The sequence below is a fragment of the Citrobacter sp. wls757 genome (assembly GCF_005280935.1).
In the GTDB taxonomy this organism is placed as follows: domain Bacteria; phylum Pseudomonadota; class Gammaproteobacteria; order Enterobacterales; family Enterobacteriaceae; genus Citrobacter; species Citrobacter portucalensis.
Genome location: NZ_SZWU01000060.1, coordinates 310,511 through 330,004, shown reverse-complemented (window position 1 = coordinate 330,004; position 19,494 = coordinate 310,511). Strand labels below are relative to the sequence as shown.

General features: G+C 54.1%; 16 protein-coding genes and 1 pseudogene. 4 read left to right on the top strand and 13 right to left on the bottom strand.

Translation table 11 applies throughout. The features are described 5' to 3' along the window. Positions 1 to 149 precede the first annotated feature (149 nt). Positions 150 to 1,403: a serine hydroxymethyltransferase gene (gene glyA / locus FDW94_RS16465; RefSeq protein WP_003835277.1), complete on the bottom strand. Its 1,254-nt coding sequence runs from the start codon at positions 1,401 to 1,403 to the stop codon at positions 150 to 152. A 326-nt stretch (positions 1,404 to 1,729) separates the two neighbouring features. On the opposite strand from glyA, the gene hmpA reads away from it, so the two are divergent. Further along, on the top strand, positions 1,730 to 2,920 hold the full coding sequence (gene hmpA / locus FDW94_RS16460) for an NO-inducible flavohemoprotein (RefSeq protein WP_079935299.1): 1,191 nt from the start codon (positions 1,730 to 1,732) through the stop codon (positions 2,918 to 2,920). A 101-nt stretch (positions 2,921 to 3,021) separates the two neighbouring features. On the opposite strand, the gene glnB is transcribed toward hmpA, so the two are convergent. The 5 genes from glnB to purL form a co-directional block, all read right to left on the bottom strand. Continuing rightward, positions 3,022 to 3,360 (bottom strand): nitrogen regulatory protein P-II, encoded by a 339-nt coding sequence (gene glnB / locus FDW94_RS16455; RefSeq protein ID WP_002914032.1) that lies wholly within the window; start codon positions 3,358 to 3,360, stop codon positions 3,022 to 3,024. Positions 3,361 to 3,420: 60 nt separating this feature from the next. Next, positions 3,421 to 4,755, bottom strand: coding sequence for a two-component system response regulator GlrR (gene glrR, locus FDW94_RS16450; RefSeq protein WP_304502732.1), 1,335 nt, complete (start codon positions 4,753 to 4,755; stop codon positions 3,421 to 3,423). Beyond that, a complete protein-coding gene (gene qseG, locus FDW94_RS16445) occupies positions 4,755 to 5,498 on the bottom strand; it encodes a two-component system QseEF-associated lipoprotein QseG (protein WP_032944248.1) in 744 nt (247 codons plus the stop codon). Before qseG ends, glrR begins: the two co-directional genes overlap by 1 nt. A 22-nt stretch (positions 5,499 to 5,520) precedes the next feature. After that, the gene (gene qseE, locus FDW94_RS16440) at positions 5,521 to 6,951 is read right to left on the bottom strand and encodes a two component system sensor histidine kinase QseE/GlrK (RefSeq protein ID WP_108912488.1); all 1,431 of its coding nucleotides are present in this window, start codon (positions 6,949 to 6,951) and stop codon (positions 5,521 to 5,523) included. Positions 6,952 to 7,599: 648 nt separating this feature from the next. Then, positions 7,600 to 11,487 (bottom strand): phosphoribosylformylglycinamidine synthase, encoded by a 3,888-nt coding sequence (purL, locus tag FDW94_RS16435; protein ID WP_137377899.1) that lies wholly within the window; start codon positions 11,485 to 11,487, stop codon positions 7,600 to 7,602. Positions 11,488 to 11,744: 257 nt separating this feature from the next. On the opposite strand from purL, the gene mltF reads away from it, so the two are divergent. Further along, on the top strand, positions 11,745 to 13,295 hold the full coding sequence (gene mltF, locus FDW94_RS16430) for a membrane-bound lytic murein transglycosylase MltF (RefSeq protein WP_008785489.1): 1,551 nt from the start codon (positions 11,745 to 11,747) through the stop codon (positions 13,293 to 13,295). Between the two features lie 40 nt (positions 13,296 to 13,335). Here the strand turns inward: mltF and tadA are convergent, their stop codons facing one another. From tadA to murQ, 4 genes are read right to left on the bottom strand one after another with little or no spacing between them, the layout of a single operon-like run. Next, positions 13,336 to 13,872 (bottom strand): tRNA adenosine(34) deaminase TadA, encoded by a 537-nt coding sequence (gene tadA / locus FDW94_RS16425; protein ID WP_137377898.1) that lies wholly within the window; start codon positions 13,870 to 13,872, stop codon positions 13,336 to 13,338. A gap of 28 nt (positions 13,873 to 13,900) precedes the next feature. Continuing rightward, complete coding sequence (yfhb, locus tag FDW94_RS16420) at positions 13,901 to 14,536, bottom strand: phosphatidylglycerophosphatase C (RefSeq protein ID WP_048234700.1); 636 nt, start codon at positions 14,534 to 14,536, stop codon at positions 13,901 to 13,903. Positions 14,537 to 14,539: 3 nt separating this feature from the next. Then, positions 14,540 to 15,904 carry a PTS transporter subunit EIIC gene (locus tag FDW94_RS16415; protein WP_008785492.1) on the bottom strand — a complete coding sequence of 455 codons (1,365 nt, stop codon included), beginning with the start codon at positions 15,902 to 15,904 and terminating at the stop codon, positions 14,540 to 14,542. Between the two features lie 9 nt (positions 15,905 to 15,913). Next, complete coding sequence (murQ, locus tag FDW94_RS16410) at positions 15,914 to 16,807, bottom strand: N-acetylmuramic acid 6-phosphate etherase (protein ID WP_137377897.1); 894 nt, start codon at positions 16,805 to 16,807, stop codon at positions 15,914 to 15,916. Between the two features lie 117 nt (positions 16,808 to 16,924). Between murQ and FDW94_RS16405 the strand changes: the two genes are divergently transcribed. Beyond that, entirely contained in the window at positions 16,925 to 17,773 is an 849-nt protein-coding gene (locus FDW94_RS16405; RefSeq protein ID WP_032944256.1) for a MurR/RpiR family transcriptional regulator, read from the top strand. A gap of 55 nt (positions 17,774 to 17,828) precedes the next feature. Further along, a complete protein-coding gene (locus FDW94_RS16400; protein ID WP_003037590.1) occupies positions 17,829 to 18,089 on the top strand; it encodes a YfhL family 4Fe-4S dicluster ferredoxin in 261 nt (86 codons plus the stop codon). 106 nt (positions 18,090 to 18,195) lie between these two features. Here the strand turns inward: FDW94_RS16400 and acpS are convergent, their stop codons facing one another. The 3 genes and pseudogenes from acpS to recO form a co-directional block, all read right to left on the bottom strand. Beyond that, complete coding sequence (gene acpS, locus FDW94_RS16395; RefSeq protein ID WP_003037588.1) at positions 18,196 to 18,576, bottom strand: holo-ACP synthase; 381 nt, start codon at positions 18,574 to 18,576, stop codon at positions 18,196 to 18,198. Beyond that, the gene (gene pdxJ / locus FDW94_RS16390; protein WP_008785494.1) at positions 18,576 to 19,307 is read right to left on the bottom strand and encodes a pyridoxine 5'-phosphate synthase; all 732 of its coding nucleotides are present in this window, start codon (positions 19,305 to 19,307) and stop codon (positions 18,576 to 18,578) included. The genes acpS and pdxJ overlap by 1 nt, the downstream gene beginning before the upstream one ends. Before the next feature lie 15 nt (positions 19,308 to 19,322). Continuing rightward, positions 19,323 to 19,494 (bottom strand): annotated as a pseudogene (gene recO, locus FDW94_RS24390) (DNA repair protein RecO); the annotation flags it as partial.

Here is a 19,494-nt window from a genome sequence, read left to right as displayed (position 1 = left end):
AAAAAGCCGCCAGTGGCGGCTTTAATCGATGAAACAATCTTGCTTAAGTCAATATAACTGCCGGATGGCACTTCGTTTATCTGGCCTACATGTGAGTTACCTGTAGGCCAGAAAAGGTGTTTACACCACCATCAGGCAATCCGTATGACTTACGCGTAAACCGGGAAACGTGCACAGATATCCAGCACTTTACCTTTGACGCGCTCGATAACAGCTTCGTCATTGATGTTGTCCAGAACGTCACACATCCAGCCAGCCAGCTCTTTCACTTCAGCTTCTTTAAAGCCACGGCGAGTCACAGCCGGAGAACCGATACGGATACCGGAAGTCACAAACGGGCTCTTCGGATCGTTCGGTACGCTGTTTTTGTTAACGGTGATATTAGCACGGCCCAGCGCGGCGTCAGCTTCTTTACCGGTCAGGTTTTTATCAACCAGATCCAGCAGGAACAGGTGGTTTTCAGTACCGCCAGAAACCACTTTGTAGCCACGGTTCAGGAACACTTCCACCATCGCTTTGGCGTTTTTGGCAACCTGCTGTTGGTAAACCTTGAACTCAGGCTCCATCGCTTCTTTCAGCGCCACAGCTTTCGCCGCGATCACGTGCATCAGCGGGCCGCCCTGCGCGCTTGGGAACACAGCGGAGTTCAGTTTTTTGTACAGCTCTTCGTCACCGCCTTTCGCCAGGATCAGGCCACCGCGTGGACCCGCCAGGGTTTTGTGGGTGGTGGTGGTCACAACGTGTGCGTGTGGAACCGGGTTCGGATAAACGCCTGCGGCAATCAGACCCGCAACGTGCGCCATATCGACGAACAGATATGCACCGATGCTGTCGGCGATTTCGCGCATTTTTGCCCAGTCAACAACGCCGGAGTAAGCAGAGAAGCCACCGATGATCATCTTCGGTTTGTGCTCTTTGGCCTGCTTAGCCATGTCTTCGTAGTCAATTTTACCGGACTCATCAATACCGTAAGGGATGATGTTGTACAGTTTGCCGGAGAAGTTAACCGGGGAGCCGTGAGTCAGGTGGCCGCCTTGTGCCAGGTTCATACCCAGAACGGTATCGCCCGGTTGCAGCAGAGCGGTGTAAACAGCAAAGTTAGCCTGAGAGCCGGAGTGCGGTTGTACGTTAGCGTAGTCAGCGCCAAACAGCTCTTTTGCGCGATCGATAGCCAGTTGCTCAACGATATCAACGTACTCGCAACCGCCGTAGTAGCGCTTGCCCGGATAACCTTCAGCATATTTGTTGGTCAGCTGAGAACCCTGCGCCTGCATAACACGCGGGCTGGTGTAGTTTTCGGAGGCGATCAGTTCGATGTGCTCTTCCTGACGTACTTTTTCCTGCTCCATAGCCTGCCACAGTTCGGCATCATAATCGGCAATGTTCATTTCACGCTTTAACATCCGCATCTCCTGACTCAGCTAACAATAAAATTTTCGGCCTTAAAAGGCGGTCCGTAGGACAACGGCGAACAGTATAACCGAATCATTCTTCGATAACAGGTCTTGACAAAGGATTTTACGCAAACGATTACCTTCATGGTACGCAAGGCTTTGGAGAACAAAGGTCTGCTGAATTTCAACGGATTTCTTTTCAGGTTTGTGATGCAGATTTTTCACGATGTAACCTTTACAACGCAAAGTTACAAAGAACCATTTACAATGCAGGGGTATTTTTTATAAGATGCATTTGACATACATCATTAAAGTCTCAGATAAAGGAAGACCGTATGCTTGACGCACAAACCATCGCTACAGTGAAAGCCACCATTCCCCTGCTGGTTGAAACAGGCCCGAAGCTGACCGCCCATTTCTACGACCGCATGTTTACGCATAACCCAGAGCTGAAAGAAATCTTCAACATGAGTAATCAGCGTAATGGCGATCAGCGTGAAGCGCTGTTTAATGCTATTGCCGCGTATGCCAGCAATATCGAAAACCTGGCGGCACTGTTGCCGGCTGTTGAGAAAATCGCACAGAAGCATACCAGCTTCCAGATTAAACCCGAGCAGTACAACATCGTGGGTGGCCATTTACTGGCAACGCTGGACGAAATGTTCAGCCCAGGCCAGGAAGTTCTGGATGCGTGGGGCAAAGCATATGGCGTGCTGGCGAACGTTTTCATCAACCGTGAAGCGCAGATTTACAGCGAAAATGCCAATAAAAATGGCGGCTGGGAAGGTACCCGTCCTTTCCGCATCGTGGCAAAAACCCCACGCAGTGCACTTATCACCAGCTTTGAGTTTGAACCTGTCGACGGTGGCGCAGTAGCTGAATATCATCCGGGGCAATATCTGGGCGTCTGGTTAAAGCCGGAAGGTTTCCCGCATCAGGAAATTCGTCAGTACTCACTGACCCGTAAACCCGATGGCAAAGGCTACCGTATTGCGGTTAAGCGTGAGGACGGTGGTCAGGTTTCAACCTGGCTGCACAACCATGCGAATGTTGGCGACGTTGTTCACCTGGCCGCACCTGCGGGCGATTTCTTTATGGACGTTGCGACCGACACCCCGGTATCTCTGATCTCCGCGGGCGTGGGACAAACCCCAATGCTGGCGATGCTGGATACGCTGGCAAAAGCGCAGCATACGGCGCAGGTTAACTGGTTCCATGCGGCAGAAAATGGTGACGTGCATGCCTTCGCTGATGAAGTCAACGAACTCGGCAAAACGCTGCCACGCTTTAGCGCACACACCTGGTATCGTGAGCCAACCGAAGCCGATCGTGCGAAAGATGCCTTTGATAGCGTAGGTCTGATGGATTTGAACAAACTGGAAAGCGCAATCAGCGATCCGGCGATGCAGTTTTATCTGTGCGGTCCGGTTGGTTTCATGCAGTTCGCCGCGAAGCAGCTGGTCGGTCTGGGCGTGAAAAACGAGAACATTCATTACGAATGCTTCGGTCCGCACAAAGTCTTGTAATGTGTTACGCAAGTAGGCCGGATAAGGCGTTTACGCCGCCATCCGGCAATCACTCTGCCTGATGCGCCACGCTTATCAGGCCTACAAATTAACGGCGCGGCTTAGATTGCCGCGTCGTCTTCTTCACCGGTACGAATACGAATAACGCGTGCCACGTCGAAGACAAAAATCTTACCGTCACCGATCTTGCCGGTCTGGGCAGTACGGATAATGGTGTCGACGCAGGTATCGACGATGTCGTCGGTAACCACAATTTCAATTTTTACCTTCGGCAGAAAATCCACCATATATTCCGCGCCACGGTACAACTCGGTATGGCCTTTCTGACGGCCAAAACCTTTCACTTCTGTCACAGTCATACCGGTAATGCCGACTTCTGCCAGCGCTTCGCGGACGTCGTCCAGCTTGAAGGGTTTAATAATCGCATCAATCTTTTTCATGCTATTCCTTGAAAAGGTCGCCTGTCTTTTGATCGAATAAAGCTAACATAATCCGCAGATTTATTCTTTGAAATCGTTTGCATCCAGCTCGTGCCGAGAAAGCAATTTATAGAATTCGGTGCGGTTGCGCCCCGCCATTCTTGCCGCGTGGGTCACATTGCCCTTGGTGATTTGCAGCAGCTTACGCAGATAGTTGAGCTCAAACTGGTTACGCGCCTCAACAAAGGTCGGCAGCGCGGTGTTTTCCCCTTCCAGCGCCTGCTCCACCAGCGCGTCGCTGATCACCGGCGAAGAGGTCAACGCCACGCACTGCTCAATTACGTTGACCAGCTGACGCACGTTGCCCGGCCAGCTGGCGGTCATTAACCGCTTCATGGCATCGGTTGAAAAGGCGCGTACGAACGGTTTGTGCCGTTCAGCAGACTGGCGCAGCAGATGGTTCGCCAGCAGCGGAATATCTTCCGTACGCTCGGCCAGCGCAGGGATCTTCAGGCTCACCACATTGAGGCGGTAGTACAAATCCTCGCGAAATTCGCCCCGTGCCATCGCTTTGGGTAAATCGCGGTGGGTCGCAGAAACGATCCGCACATCAATGTCGATATCGCGGTTACTGCCCAATGGTCTGACTTTTCGTTCCTGCAATACGCGCAGCAGTTTCACCTGTAACGGCGCAGGCATATCGCCAATCTCATCGAGAAACAGCGTGCCGCCTTCCGCGGCCTGAAACAGCCCTTCACGATTGCTCACCGCACCGGTAAAAGCACCGCGCGCATGACCAAACAGTTCTGATTCCAGCAGTTGTTCCGGCAACGCGCCGCAGTTAATGGCAATGAAAGGTTTTTGGCTGCGTGGGCTGGCGTTGTGAATAGCCTGAGCAAAAACTTCTTTCCCGGTTCCGCTTTGACCGTTGATCAAGACGCTAACGTCCGATTGCGCCACCATCCGCGCCTGTTCCAGCAGGCGTAGCATCAGCGGGCTGCGGGTAACGATAGATTCGCGCCAGCTGTCATCGGTGGCGGGCGCAGACTGTTCCAGCGCCCCGTCAATCGCGTGATACAACGCGTCCTTGTCGACTGGTTTAGTGAGGAAACTGAACACCCCTTGCTGGGTCGCCGCAACGGCGTCCGGAATGGAGCCGTGAGCGGTCAGGATAATCACCGGCATCCCAGGCTGTACTTTCTGGATTTCAGTAAACAGCTGCATGCCGTCCATTTCATCCATACGCAGATCGCTAATAACCAGATCCACTTTTTCACGGTTCAGCACCCGTAACCCTTCCTGCCCACTTTCCGCGGTCACGACGCTGTAGCCTTCGCTGGTCAGTCGCATTCCAAGTAATTTCAACAGGCCCGGATCGTCATCCACCAGCAGCAGATGCGCGGGCTTACGGCTTATCATGGCGTAACCTCATCGGCAGACGGCGCTGCGCCTTCTTCGTTATCAGGCGTAGTGAGTTTATCGTTCCCGTGCAGCGCATCAGGATTGTAGTTACCGCCAGGTTTGCGCGTGGAAAGCTGGCGCTCAATATCGGTCAGATTCTCCAGCTTGCGGGTCGTGAGATCGAGCTGGGACTGCAAATGCTGCTGCTGTTGGCGCAGCGTATCGAGATCGCTGTCGGACGCCTGCTGGAGTTTGCTGTAGCGCATACGCTCTTCGGCAAGCTGCAACTGCAACGTTTGGCTGCTGCGCCAGACCTGATACAGCGGGCGTACCTGCGGCGGAATTTGCGGGCTTAACGCATCGAGGCGCGTAACAGCCTCCCGCCTTTCAGGCGGCGTAATGTTGGCATTATCGAGCAGGATCCCACGCCTGAAAGCGCCCTGCCAGGTATCTGCCATCAGGGTGCTGGCTTCACTACGCGCCTGAACCGGCATCAGGCGATTGGCACAATCCATCGCCCGCAGCCAGTACAACGGATTGGTTTCTGTAGACTGGCCAGACAGCGACCAGATATCCGTACAGTCGGTTGCAAGGTAGTCCGCCAGTTGATTAGGCGGAATTTTCTCCTGCGAGGGATCGCCGATAATATGATTCACCGCGTTCGGGACACAACCAACCAGCGCCAGGCACGGCAGGCTTGCGAGGATGACGCGACGAAGAAAATGTCGTTTAAGCATTCGGACAACAACGTATGGCATACTCACCAGACTTAGGTTTATTTTAGTGATTTTTCGCAGCAGCTAGCGGCAGTTCTATGCGAAAACAAACGTTTTGCGCATGGTCATCAACCAGATACAGCTTGCCCCGCATACGGCGGATGCAATCTCTGGCAATGCTTAGCCCCAACCCGCTTCCTTTTACCGCCCCTTTTCGCTGATGACTCCCCTGGAAAAAAGGCTCGAAGATCATGGTCTGTTCTGCTTCTGGAATCGGTGTGCCGGTATTCATTACATCGATGTATACCGTTGAGCCATGCAAACTGCTGCGGATCCAAATGTTACCGGATCCAGCACCATAGTGCACCGCATTGGAATAAAGATTGTCCAGCACGCTCATCAACAGCATCGGTTCTGCCAGGCAGGTGTTCACCGCAAGCGCAACATCAGTATGTATCATTTTGGCGCGAGCGGGCAGGCTATGCGCAGAAACAACGCTTTCCACCAGCGGAGCAATTTCCACACTTTCAAGTTCTACCTCGTCATCAGCCAGCTTGCGGTTGTAATCGAGGAGTTGTTCAATCAGCTTTTGCAGGTTACGGCTGCTGTCATCCAGAATACCGACCACCTCTTTTTGCTCCGGTGTTAACGGGCCAACCACCTGATCGGCCAACAATTCGGTACCTTCGCGCATGCTCGCCAGCGGTGTTTTCAGCTCATGGGAAAGATGGCGTAAAAACTGATGCCGTTGCGACTCAAGCCAGGAGAGACGTTCGCTTAACCAGATGATACGCTGCCCCACGGATCTCAGCTCCCGTGGCCCGGTAAATAATACGCTATCCCCCAGCGAGCGCCCTTCTCCCAGACAGTTGATCATCCGTTCAATGCCCTTCACCGGACCGATAATCATGCGGGTAAACAGCAAGACCATCGCCAGGCTGACGAGAAACAGCACCAGTGCCTGCCAGCCAAAAAACTGCCCGCGTTCGGCTATTTCCTGCTGTAACTGCTGCCCACGAGAAAAGACCACGGTACGCGTCGCTTGCACCATCTCGGTATTGGCATTGGCGAACGCTTCCAGCCGTGCAGCCGACACACTGTCAGGACCACTGTTTTTACACTGCAACTGCGCGAGATCGTTAAGATCCTGACGCAACGCCTGGTAGAGCTTGGTATCCGGCAACACCCCCGCATGCGCATCCAGCATGTCGCTGTAGCGTTTACGCTGGCTTTGGTAGACCCTGGCCAATGTTGGGTCATCAAGCACACAGTATTGCCGATAGCTGCGCTCCATCTCCAGCGCGACGTTGGTCATCGCCTCGCTGCGTCTGGCATCAATCAGCGTGGTGCGGTTTGTCAGCGCAGCCTGCGCGCTCAGGGCATTCAGACTTTGCCATGCCTGCCAGGCCAGAACTAACAACGGCAGCAGGATAAGCAAGAAGGCCAACGTCACCAATTGACGTAAAGATCGGGGAAAAACTGACCAGCGCTTCAAGGCGTTACTCTCAATGGACAGGAATAGATTGATGCTAACTGAGGGGAACGCCAGATACAACAAAGCCGGGATTAACCCGGCTTTGTTATGGAATAAGGCGGTGCCTAACTCGACGTTTCGCCCGGAGGTTGATATGAGCAATGCTAATATCAGATGTTGGACGGCAGGCACCTTGTTGTGCGTCATTCGAAGTTTATGTAGCACGTCCCGAAGGGGCTGACATAAGAAGGTGAATGAGCCACTGGTTAATATTATGCAGCATCTGTGCCAATATTCAAAACACTTTATTAACACAATGATAAGTATGAAAAATATTATTATTTTCACAAATAACAATTCTGGCTGTTTTTTGTTCTCTCTGTCGCCAATCAGCAACACTTGCAGCACTTAAAAACAAATCACTATTAAATCAAATAATTAAACGTCTCTTTTTGACGACACCGCAACCCTGCTCATGTCGGCATTTCCCGACACTTTACTTTTAGGTGCAAGCGCTGAGTTTATTGCCGAATGGCGGCGTGAACGCCTTATCCGGCCTACAACCGCATTTTCCCTGTAGGCCTGATAAGCGTAGCGTCATCAGGCGGGTTCCATCCGGCAGACAAAAAAAGCCCCTCGCGAAGAGGGGCTTGATGACTATTGAGCGAATTAACCGAGCTGTTTACGCGCGTTGCGGAAAATACGCATCCACGGGCTATCCTCGCCCCAGTTTTCCGGGTGCCAGGAGTTGCTCACGGTACGGAACACACGTTCCGGGTGCGGCATCATAATGGTGACGCGACCATTTTCAGTGGTCACTGCAGTAATGCCGTTCGGCGAACCGTTCGGGTTAGCCGGATAGGTCTCGGTCACCTTACCGAAGTTATCAACGTAGCGCAGCGCCACCAGACCTTTACTCTCAAGCTGAGCCAGATGCGCACCGTCACGCACTTCGACACGACCTTCACCGTGAGAAACGGCAATCGGCATCATCGAACCCACCATATCAGCAAGCAGTAAGGATGGGCTTTGCGTCACTTCGACCAGACTGAAGCGGGCTTCAAAACGATCGGAGTGGTTACGTACAAAGCGCGGCCACAGGTCGCTTCCTGGGATCAGCTCACGCAGGTTAGACATCATCTGACAACCGTTACACACGCCGAGTGCCAGCGTTTGCGGGCGATGGAAGAAGGTTTCGAACTCATCACGGACGCGGTTGTTGAACAGAATCGACTTCGCCCAACCTTCACCAGCGCCAAGCACATCGCCGTAAGAGAAGCCGCCGCAGGCCACCAGCGCCTGGAAGTTACCCAGGCCGATACGTCCGCCCAGCAGGTCGCTCATGTGCACATCGATGGCGTCGAAACCCGCACGATGGAAGGCTGCTGCCATTTCAACGTGGGAGTTCACGCCCTGCTCGCGCAGTACGGCCACTTTGGGACGCGCACCGGTGGCGATGTACGGAGCGGCAACATCTTCGTTGATATCAAACGACAGTTTAACGTTGAGACCAGGGTCCGCATCGTTGGTTTTAGCGTCGTGTTCTTGATCGGCGCATTCCGGATTGTCACGCAGACGCTGCATCTGCCAGGTGGTTTCCGCCCACCACATACGCAGGGTTGTACGGCTTTCGCTAAACACCGGCTGGCCGTTAGCGGTCAGGTTGAAGCGGTCACCTTCAACGGCTTTACCGAGGAAGTGTACGCAGTCTGCCAGGCCGTGGGCAGCCAGAATCGCTTCCACCGCCTCACGCTCAGCAGCACGAACCTGAATCACCGCACCCAGTTCTTCGTTAAACAGCGCCGCCAGACGATCTTCACCCAGAGAGTGGATATCAGCGTCAATACCGCAGTGACCGGCGAAGGCCATTTCCGCCAGCGTAACCAGCAGACCGCCGTCAGAACGGTCATGATAGGCCAGCAGCTTACGCGCAGCGACCAGCGCCTGAATCGCATCGTAGAAGCCTTTCAGTTGCTCAACGTTACGCACGTCGGCAGGCTTATCGCCCAGTTGACGGTAAACCTGCGCCAGCGACGTAGCGCCCAGCGCATTGTGACCAAGACCGAGGTCAATCAGCAGCAGGGCGTTGTCTTCAGTAGAGAGCTGCGGGGTAATGGTGTGGCGCACATCTTCTACGCGGGCAAAGGCGGTAATCACCAGCGACAGTGGCGAGGTCATTTCACGCTGCTCGTTACCTTCCTGCCAGCGGGTTTTCATCGACATAGAGTCTTTGCCCACTGGAATGGTCAGGCCGAGCGCCGGGCATAGCTCTTCCCCAACGGCTTTTACTGCTTCGTACAGGCCAGCATCTTCACCAGGGTGACCCGCAGCCGCCATCCAGTTTGCCGACAGCTTAATACGTTTGATGTCGCCAATCTGCGTTGCCGCAATGTTGGTCAGCGCTTCACCGACCGCCAGACGCGCAGAGGCAGAGAAATCCAGTAGTGCAACCGGCGCGCGTTCGCCGATAGACATCGCTTCGCCGTAGTAGCTATCGAGGCTTGCGGTAGTGACCGCGCAGTTAGCGACCGGGATCTGCCATGGACCAACCATCTGGTCACGCGCAACCATGCCGGTAACGGTACGGTCACCGATGGTCACGAGGAACGTTTTCTCCGCGACAGTCGGCAGATGCAGCACGCGGTTAACCGCATCTGCAATCGAGATTTCACCACGATTCAGGGCATCGCCTTTGGCTTTCAGCGTCTGCACATCGCGGGTCATTTTCGGTGTTTTACCCAGCAGCACATCGAGCGGCATGTCGATCGGCTGGTTGTCGAAGTGGCTGTCGCTCAAGGTCAGATGCTGTTCTTCGGTAGCTTCACCAATCACCGCATACGGCGCGCGCTCACGCTTACACAGTTCGTCAAACAGCGGCAATTGATCGGCAGCAACCGCCAGCACGTAGCGTTCCTGGGATTCGTTACACCAGATTTCCAGCGGGCTCATACCCGGCTCGTCGCTGAGGATATCGCGCAGCTGGAACTTACCACCGCGACCACCATCGCTTACCAGCTCCGGCATAGCGTTAGACAGTCCACCCGCACCAACGTCATGGATAAACAGAATCGGGTTCGCATCACCCATCTGCCAGCAACGGTCGATAACTTCCTGGCAACGACGTTCCATTTCCGGGTTGTCACGCTGTACGGAAGCGAAATCAAGATCTGCATCAGACTGGCCGGAAGCCATAGAGGAGGCTGCCCCACCGCCAAGGCCAATGTTCATCGCCGGGCCGCCGAGGACGATAAGCTTAGCGCCAACGACGATCTCGCCCTTCTGCACGTGATCGGCACGGATGTTACCGATCCCGCCTGCCAGCATGATCGGTTTATGGTAACCGCGCAGCTCTTCGCCGTTGTGGCTGTTGACCTTTTCTTCATAGGTACGGAAGTAGCCGGTCAGCGCCGGCCGACCAAATTCGTTGTTAAACGCCGCGCCGCCCAGCGGGCCTTCGGTCATGATATCAAGCGCGGTAACAATACGGTCCGGCTTACCGAAGTCTTCTTCCCACGGCTGTTCAAAGCCAGGAATACGCAGGTTGGAAACGGAGAAACCCACCAGCCCGGCTTTCGGTTTTGCACCGCGACCTGTTGCGCCCTCGTCGCGGATTTCGCCGCCGGAGCCGGTTGCAGCACCTGGCCACGGAGAGATGGCCGTCGGGTGGTTGTGAGTTTCAACCTTCATCAGGATGTGGGCTGGTTCCTGATGGAAATCGTAGCGGCCGGTTTTGTGGTCGGCAAAATAGCGGCCCACTTCAGAGCCTTCCATTACCGCAGCGTTGTCTTTATAGGCAGACAGCACGTGGTCCGGCGTGGTTTCGAAGGTATTCTTGATCATCTTGAACAGCGACTTCGGCTGCTGTTTACCATCGATAACCCAGTCGGCGTTAAAAATCTTGTGGCGGCAGTGCTCAGAGTTGGCCTGCGCAAACATGTATAGTTCAATATCGTTCGGGTTACGTCCCAGTTTGGTGAACGCATCCTGCAGATAGTCAATTTCGTCTTCCGCCAGCGCCAGACCCAGACGCAGGTTAGCGTCGATCAGCGCCTGACGCCCCTCACCCAGTAGATCAACGCTGGAGACCGGCGCCGGTTGGTGATGGGCAAACAGTTTTTCGGCATCGTTCAGCGCAGAGAAAACCGTTTCCATCATGCGGTCGTGCAGTTCGTCGGCCACCATCTGCCATTGCTCAGCGGTCAGCGTAGAGGCTTCTACATACCAGGCAATGCCACGTTCCAGGCGGCTAATCTGGTGCAGACCGCAGTTGTGGGCAATATCAGTCGCTTTAGAAGACCACGGGGAGATGGTGCCTGGGCGAGGCGTAACCAGCAGCAGTTTGCCTTCCGGGGCGTGGCTTTGCAGAGCAGGACCATATTTCAGCAGGCGTGCAAGCTGCGCGTGCTCATCTTCATTTAACGGTGCATTCAGATCGGCAAAATGGACGTACTCGGCGTAAATGTTGTGGACCTGGAGGTTGGCAGCCTGAAAACGTGCCAGCAGTTTGTTAATACGGAATGCAGACAGTGCAGGTGAACCACGCAGAATTTCCATCATAAGTCTCTCGTCTTCTAAGCTTTCGGTGTGCCCAAGTGGGGGAAACGGGCGTCATTATAAAGAATCTACCGCGCCGACGAAACCGTTTGCGTCGAAATAAAATCACGACCGTCACTTATCATCAAATGCGGTCAGATTTCTGAATAAGTTGCCAACTGACGCAAGTTTAAGCAAAATGCCGTTCATTAATGACGACTTCACTTCTTAATCAACACCACAGCAGACAGAGACAACGTACGGTTCAGAGAATTAACTAATTGAAAAAATTAAAGATTAATTATCTGTTCATCGGCATATTGACGCTGTTGTTGGCAGCGGCCCTTTGGCCATCTATCCCCTGGTTCGGTAAAGCCGAAAATCGTATCGCCGCCATTCAGTCGCGGGGAGAGCTGCGCGTCAGTACCATTGATTCGCCATTAACTTACGCGACCCTCAACGGCAAAAAATTCGGTCTGGATTATGAACTGGCCCAGGAATTTGCCGACTACTTAGGCGTGAAGTTAAAAGTTACCGTACGCCAGAACATCAGCCAGCTTTTTGACGACCTGGATAACGGCAATGCCGACCTGTTAGCCGCAGGTCTGGTCTATAACAGCGAGCGGGTGAAAAATTACCAGCCAGGCCCGACCTATTATTCGGTTTCACAACAGCTGGTGTACCGGGTTGGGCAATACCGCCCGCGCACGCTTGCCACCGTGAACGAAAACCAACTGACTATCGCCCCGGGGCACGTGGTGGTTAATGACCTCCAGCAGCTAAAAGAGAAAAAATTTCCCGATCTGAGCTGGAAAGTCGATGACAAAAAGGGCACCACCGAACTGCTTGATGATGTAATCGCCGGAAAGCTGGATTACACCATTGCCGATTCTGTTGCCATCAGCTTATATCAACGCGTGCATCCTGAGCTGGCCGTAGCGCTCGACGTCTCTGACGAACAACCGGTGACATGGTTTAGTCGGCTGGACGATGACAACACGCTGTCTGCCGCCCTACTGGATTTCTTCAACACCATGAATGAAGACGGTTCTCTGGCACGGCTGGAAGAGAAATATCTCGGGCATGGCGATGATTTTGACTATGTCGATACCCGCTCCTTTTTACGCGCCGTAGACAGCGTGTTGCCGGACCTCAAGCCGCTGTTTGAGAAATATGCGCAAGAGATAGACTGGCGACTGCTGGCCGCTATCTCGTATCAGGAATCACACTGGGACGCGCAGGCCACTTCTCCAACCGGCGTACGCGGGCTGATGATGTTGACCAAAAATACCGCTCAGAGTCTCGGGCTGACCGACCGTACCGATGCCGAACAGAGTATCAGCGGCGGCGCGCGGTACTTGCAGGATATGATGAGTAAAGTACCGGATACCGTCCCCGAAGGAGAACGCATCTGGTTTGCCCTTGCAGCCTATAACATGGGTTATGCGCACATGCTGGATGCGCGGGCGCTGACGGTGAAAACCAAAGGCAATCCGAACAGTTGGTCTGACGTAAAACAGCGATTACCGCTGCTCAGCCAAAAACCGTATTATAACAAGTTGACCTATGGCTATGCGCGCGGCCACGAAGCTTACGCCTATGTGGAAAATATCCGTAAGTACCAAATTAGCCTGGTGGGATATCTGCAAGAGAAAGAAAAACAGGCGCTAGAAACGCAGCAACTGGCGCAGGATTACCCGACGGTGACGCCCGCAGAACTATTAGGTAAAGAGAAATTCCCGCTTTCGGCGTTTCTGTCTCAAACGTCGTCAAACTACCTGACGCACTCCCCTTCCCTACTGTTTTCACCGCATAAAAAAGAGGAGAAGTAGTCTTGTACGCCTGATAAGCGCACTGCCATCAGGCTGAGAGTTACTGATTAGCGGATTTTTTCAGGGCCTTGATTTCCTGCCGGCGCATGCGGAAGAAATCACTGAGCAACGTGGCACATTCATCCCGCAGTACCCCCTCTGTCACTTCAACCCGATGATTCATTCCAGGGTGATGCAGTACATCCATTAATGACCCGGCAGCGCCCGTTTTCGCATCGCGCGCGCCAAAAACGACCCGACTGATACGGCTGTGCACCATCGCGCCAGCACACATCACACACGGCTCCAGAGTGACGTACAGGGTGGCATCTAACAGGCGGTAGTTTTGCAGCACCAGGCCGCCCTGACGCAGCGCCATAATCTCAGCGTGGGCAGTCGGATCATGATGTCCAATAGGGCGGTTCCAGCCTTCGCCAATCACTCGGTTGTTATGTACCAATACCGCACCCACCGGGACTTCACGCTCATCCCAGGCGCGCTTAGCCAGCGTTAAAGCATGACGCATCCAGTATTCGTGGCTAAATTCAACATCTGACAAAGGGGTAACTCCAGTAATCAAAGCGGGCGCATTATACACGTCATACTTCAAATTGCATGTGCGTTAGCTATTCGAGTTGCTGAAGCTCTCCGCGCGGCGTGACGCGCCAGCGATGCTGGCAAAAAGAGAGCAGAGGATTGTCCTGATTACTGTCACTATAGCCACTGTAAAGCTGTAGCGGCGCGCCAATGTGGCGTTCCAGTTGCGTCACTTTCTCGTGGCCCAGACAGCGCAAAGTCAGTACCCAGCCACCGTATCCCCGCGCCATTTTGCTGGCGATCAGATTGACTCGCGGTAGCCATGGAGTATCAAAGTAAACCTGCTCGACCAGTGACTGCGGAGAGCCGGTAATAAGCCAGATATCAGCGTCGGAGCTTAACAGGTAGGTTGTCAGCCGCTGCTGCACGAGCGGAAACGCCGTCACGTTACTGCGAAACCAGCGCACAAAGTCGGCCTGATGCGCTTTCAGACGCGCTTCGCTGCGGCCAAAAGTGCATCCCCATAACAGCAGGCTCATTGGCCAGCGGGCGGCACGTCCTTTTATCAGCAACGCCAGCGCAATCACCGGTAATAGAGGCAGCACAAGCAACGCATTCAGCGGCTGGCGACGCAGCAGATAACGAATAAAACTACCGAACATATCCTGCTGGTGTAACGTGCCATCCAAATCAAAAAAGACAACGCGGCGCTGGTGATTGGTCAAACCTTATTCCTCTGGATCAGTGAATCCCAATAGCCAGGTAAACAGGAACCCGGCGATAACTGCTACCAGATAGCCTAACAGATAGAACATCACTTTTCCGGCAACAATCGTCAGTGCCAGCGGTAACCCGGAGATGCCAAAGGTGATGACCGTCGCCACCTTCCAGTAGCTAATCAGCGCCCCACCTACCGCGCCGCCAAGACAGGCACCGATAAACGGCTTACCCAACGGCAGCGTTACGCCAAAAATCAGCGGCTCGCCAATCCCCAGCAGTCCGACCGGTAGCGCCCCTTTGATCACTTTCTTTAGCCGCGCATTACGAGTTTTCATCAGAACCGCGATCGCAGCACCTATTTGCCCAACGCCCGCCATCGCCAGGATCGGAAAAAGCGCGTTATAACCGTGTGCCTGAACCAGCTCAACGTGGATGGGCACCAATCCCTGATGAAGTCCGGTGAGCACCAACGGCAGGAAGGTTCCTGCCAGCACGGCACCGACCAGAAAACCGCCGCGATCGATAGCCCAGGATGCGCCGTGAGCGATAGATTCAGAAATCCATCCGCCAAGCGGTTGCAGCGCCACAATCGCGATTACGCCTGTAATGATGGTGGTTAGCAGCGGGTTAAGGATAAGCTCCAGTGATTCCGGCAACAGCGTGCGGAATTTACGTTCGATCCAGCACATCAGCGCAACCACCAGCAATACCGCAATAACCCCACCGCGCCCCGGCTGCAACGCTTCGCCAAACAGGGTAATTTGCGCCAGCTGAGGGCTGGAAAGGATCCCCGCCATCACCCCGCCCATTGCCAGGGAGCCACCGAAAACTTTGGCGGTATTCACCCCGACCAGAATATTCATAATGGCAAACACGGCGCTGCCAAATATGCCCATCAACCCCAGCATATTTGGATAGTGGGTCGCAAAATCCCCCACGATATCCGGGCGCTTAAGGATGTTAATAATGCCGGTAATCAAACCGGAGGCGATAAACGCCGGAATAAGAGGGATAAAGACGTTCGCCAGCTTGCGCAGCGCATCGCTCATCGGCGCTTTGTACTTCGCTTTGGCCTCTGACTTGGTGCGCTCAATATCATTGGCACCTGCTCGCTCGCCGCCATCGGCAATCAGGGAACGCATGGCATCCACCACTTTGGCAGCTTTACCGGGGCCGACAATAATCTGGTGCTGTGCGCCCTGCTTCACGTAGCCGCTAACGCCGGGCAGTTGCCTGAGGCGGGGAATATCGATCTGCCCGTCATCCTGAACTTCCACCCTGACACGGGTCATACAGTTTTCCAGACGCAGAATATTGTTCTCTCCGCCAACGCCCAGCAGGATGTCGCTGGCCAGCAACGCCGTCTTATCCATATACACCTCTTAGTGTTCTAACGCCGCGCGTAAAAAACCCTGGTGAGCGGCAAGCTTTTCGCGGGCGGCAGCGGCATCCAGACCGGTGAGCGCCATTAAAATAGCTGGCTTAACATCATAATCCGTCTGCTTCAGCAGCGTTTCAGCTTGAGCCCGCGCAATACCGGTGGCTTCAACTACCATACGGCACGCCCGATCGACCAGTTTGACGTTGGTTGCCTGCATATCCACCATCAGGTTCTGGTACACCTTGCCAAATTTCACCATCGCGCCGGTGGAGATCATATTGAGCACCAGCTTTTGCGCGGTGCCGGATTTCAGTCGTGTTGACCCGGTCAGCGCCTCAGGCCCCACTACCGGAGAAATGGCAATATCCGCTTCATGCGCGATAGGGGAAGCTGGATTGCAAGAAATAGCCGCCGTTGTACAGCCCACCGAACGCGCATATTTCAACCCACCAATTACATACGGCGTACGACCAGAAGCTGCCAGCCCCACCACCAGATCCTGCGCGGTAAGATTGAGCCCGCGCAGATCGTCTTCGCCTAGCTGCGGGTTATCTTCTGCGCCTTCTACTGCCTTCAGCAAAGCGCCCGGTCCCCCGGCAATCAGCCCAACCACCAGACCGTGCGGGACGCCGAAGGTCGGTGGGCATTCAGACGCGTCCAGCACCCCAAGACGCCCGCTGGTACCTGCTCCCATGTAAATAATGCGTCCACCGGCTTTTAGCGCGTCAGCTGCCGCATCGACCGCACGCGCAACTTCAGGAAGAGTTGCTTTTACTGCTTCAGCTACCAGCGTATCCTGTTGATTAAAACGATGAACCAACTCCAGAGTGGAGAGCGCATCCAGATCCATGGTCTGAGGATTACGGGTTTCTGAAACTAACGCACCGAGATTCATTTTTTGTTCCTTAGGAATTTTTAATTCATAATAATCTGTCATAATGGAATATTATATTCACTAAGGCGAGTGATATTTTGTTTTGTAATCGCCATCACATTTTCGCCAGGAGAAAGCATGAACTGTTTAATTCGCATTCGTCAGCGTTATCCGGATCTCGCGCAAAGCGATAAAAAACTTGCGGATTATCTTCTTGCTCAGCCGGATACTGCGCGTCATCTCAGTTCACAACAGCTGGCCTTTGAAGCGGGCGTCAGCCAGTCCAGCGTGGTGAAATTCGCGCAAAAGATGGGCTTTAAAGGATTCCCGGCACTCAAACTGGCGATTAGCGAAGCATTGGCCAGCAATCCCAATCCCCATTCCATTCCGGTACATAATCAGATTCGCGGTGACGACCCGATGCGAATGGTAGGCGAGAAACTGATTAAGGAGAACGTGGCGGCGATGCATGCAACGCTGGACGTCAACAGCGAAGAGAAACTGATGGAGAGCGTCACGATGCTGCGTTCAGCCCGCCGCATTATCGTGACCGGGATTGGCGCATCGGGTCTGGTGGCACAGAATTTTGCCTGGAAGCTGCTGAAGATTGGTTTTAACGCGGTGGTGGAACGCGATATGCACGCCCTACTGGCGACGGTGCAGGCGCTTTCGCCCAACGATCTACTGCTGGCCATTTCGTATACCGGAGAGCGTCGCGAGCTCAACCTGGCTGCGGATGAAACGTTGCGCACCGGCGCGAAAATCCTCGCCATCACCGGATTTACACCGAACGCACTGCAGCAACGGGCAAGTCATTGTCTGTACACCATTGCCGAGGAGCAGGCCACGCGCAGCGCAGCGATTTCCTCCACCCATGCGCAAATGATGCTCACTGATTTACTGTTTATGGCGCTGGTACAGCAGGATCTGGAGCATGCCCCGGAACGTATTCGCCACAGTGAGGCACTGGTAAAAAAACTGGTCTGAGCAAAGAATGCGCGTATAATGCCCGCCCGATTTGTGATGTTTTGAGAGTTTCCTGATGGCCCTGTTAATCACTAAAAAGTGTATCAATTGCGATATGTGCGAGCCCGAATGCCCGAATGAGGCGATTTCGATGGGTGATAGCATTTACGAGATTAACAGCGACAAGTGTACGGAATGCGTAGGCCATTACGACACGCCAACCTGCCAGAAGGTGTGCCCGATCCCCAATACTATTTTGAAAGATCCGGCGCATGTCGAAACAGAAGAGCAGCTGTGGGATAAGTTTGTGCTGATGCACCACGCCGATAAACTTTAGCCGCGTCGCCATCTGGCGATGAAGCCCCTACCCTGCCCCTGCAACAAACGCATAACCCGTAGGCCGGATAAGACGCTACGCGTCGCCATCCGGCATCGTCCTGAATCTAACTTTCGATAATCACCGTGGCGCAGGCGTAGTGACGCTCATCGGCCAGCGTCACATGCATGTGCGCAACGCCGAGTTTTTCCGCCAGTTTTAACGCCTCTCCCCATAATCGCAGACGCGGCTTACCGAGTTCATCGTTAAAGACTTCAAACTGATTAAACGCCAGCCCATTGCGAATACCCGTGCCAAAGGCTTTTGCTGCCGCCTCTTTGACTGCAAAACGCTTCGCCAGAAAACGCACCGGCTGCTGATGCGTTTCCCAGATTGCCCATTCGTTGTCGCTGAGCACACGTCTTGCCAGGCGGTCGCCGGAACGGGAGATCACCGCTTCGATGCGGGCAATCTCCACGATATCCGTACCTAATCCCAGAATCGCCATTAGCCACGCGCTTCCAGCATCAGGCGCTTCATTTCTACTACGGCCTCTTTCAGGCCGCTCATCACCGCACGTCCAATAATGGCATGGCCAATGTTCAGCTCGTGCATTTCCGGGATCCGCGCGATAGCTTTAACGTTGTGATACGTCAGACCGTGACCCGCATTCACCTTCAGGCCAAGACTTGCAGCATAGGTTGCCGCTTTGGCGATACGCGCCAGTTCGCTGGCCTGTTCTGCGTCGGTTTTCGCATCGGCGTAACAGCCGGTGTGAATCTCAATAAACGGTGCGCCAACTTCCGCAGCGGCCTTAATCTGTTCTTCATCGGCATCGATAAACAGCGAAACCAGAATGCCTGCGTCCGCCAGCCGTTTGCAGGCATCGCGCATCTTGTCACGCTGACCGGCGACGTCCAGCCCACCTTCAGTGGTAACTTCCTGACGTTTTTCCGGCACCAGGCAGCAAAAATGCGGCTTAGTCTCAACGGCAATCGACAGCATCTCTTCGGTGACTGCCATTTCCAGATTCATGCGCGTATCCAGCGTCTGGCGCAAAATACGTACGTCACGGTCGGTGATATGACGACGGTCTTCACGCAGGTGTACGGTAATACCGTCCGCGCCCGCCTGTTCAACGATAAACGCTGCCTGAACCGGGTCCGGATATGCGGTACCGCGTGCATTACGTAAAGTGGCAATGTGGTCAATGTTGACGCCTAACAGTAATTCGGCCATGACAATCCTCGTTTTTTATTTTCGCTTCGGCATAAACTGCCGGAATAATTCGCGGCTCTTTAAGGGCTTACCACCAAGATACGGCTTTAACGCCATGCGGGTAAAGCGTTTCGCGGCGCGAAGCGTATCAGCATCCGGAAATTCCCGCGATTCGAGTGCTTTCAGATGGCGTCCGGTAAAGGTGGCG

What these genes read in the sequence shown, in the direction of transcription:
- glyA (WP_003835277.1), bottom strand. Translation starts at nt 1,403, where the DNA reads ATGTTAAAGCGTGAAATGAACATTGCCGATTATGATGCCGAACTGTGG.
- hmpA (WP_079935299.1), top strand. Translation starts at nt 1,730, where the DNA reads ATGCTTGACGCACAAACCATCGCTACAGTGAAAGCCACCATTCCCCTG.
- glnB (WP_002914032.1), bottom strand. Translation starts at nt 3,360, where the DNA reads ATGAAAAAGATTGATGCGATTATTAAACCCTTCAAGCTGGACGACGTC.
- qseG (WP_032944248.1), bottom strand. Translation starts at nt 5,498, where the DNA reads ATGCCATACGTTGTTGTCCGAATGCTTAAACGACATTTTCTTCGTCGC.
- purL (WP_137377899.1), bottom strand. Translation starts at nt 11,487, where the DNA reads ATGATGGAAATTCTGCGTGGTTCACCTGCACTGTCTGCATTCCGTATT.
- FDW94_RS16415 (WP_008785492.1), bottom strand. Translation starts at nt 15,904, where the DNA reads ATGGATAAGACGGCGTTGCTGGCCAGCGACATCCTGCTGGGCGTTGGC.
- murQ (WP_137377897.1), bottom strand. Translation starts at nt 16,807, where the DNA reads ATGAATCTCGGTGCGTTAGTTTCAGAAACCCGTAATCCTCAGACCATG.
- FDW94_RS16405 (WP_032944256.1), top strand. Translation starts at nt 16,925, where the DNA reads ATGAACTGTTTAATTCGCATTCGTCAGCGTTATCCGGATCTCGCGCAA.
- FDW94_RS16400 (WP_003037590.1), top strand. Translation starts at nt 17,829, where the DNA reads ATGGCCCTGTTAATCACTAAAAAGTGTATCAATTGCGATATGTGCGAG.
- acpS (WP_003037588.1), bottom strand. Translation starts at nt 18,576, where the DNA reads ATGGCGATTCTGGGATTAGGTACGGATATCGTGGAGATTGCCCGCATC.
- pdxJ (WP_008785494.1), bottom strand. Translation starts at nt 19,307, where the DNA reads ATGGCCGAATTACTGTTAGGCGTCAACATTGACCACATTGCCACTTTA.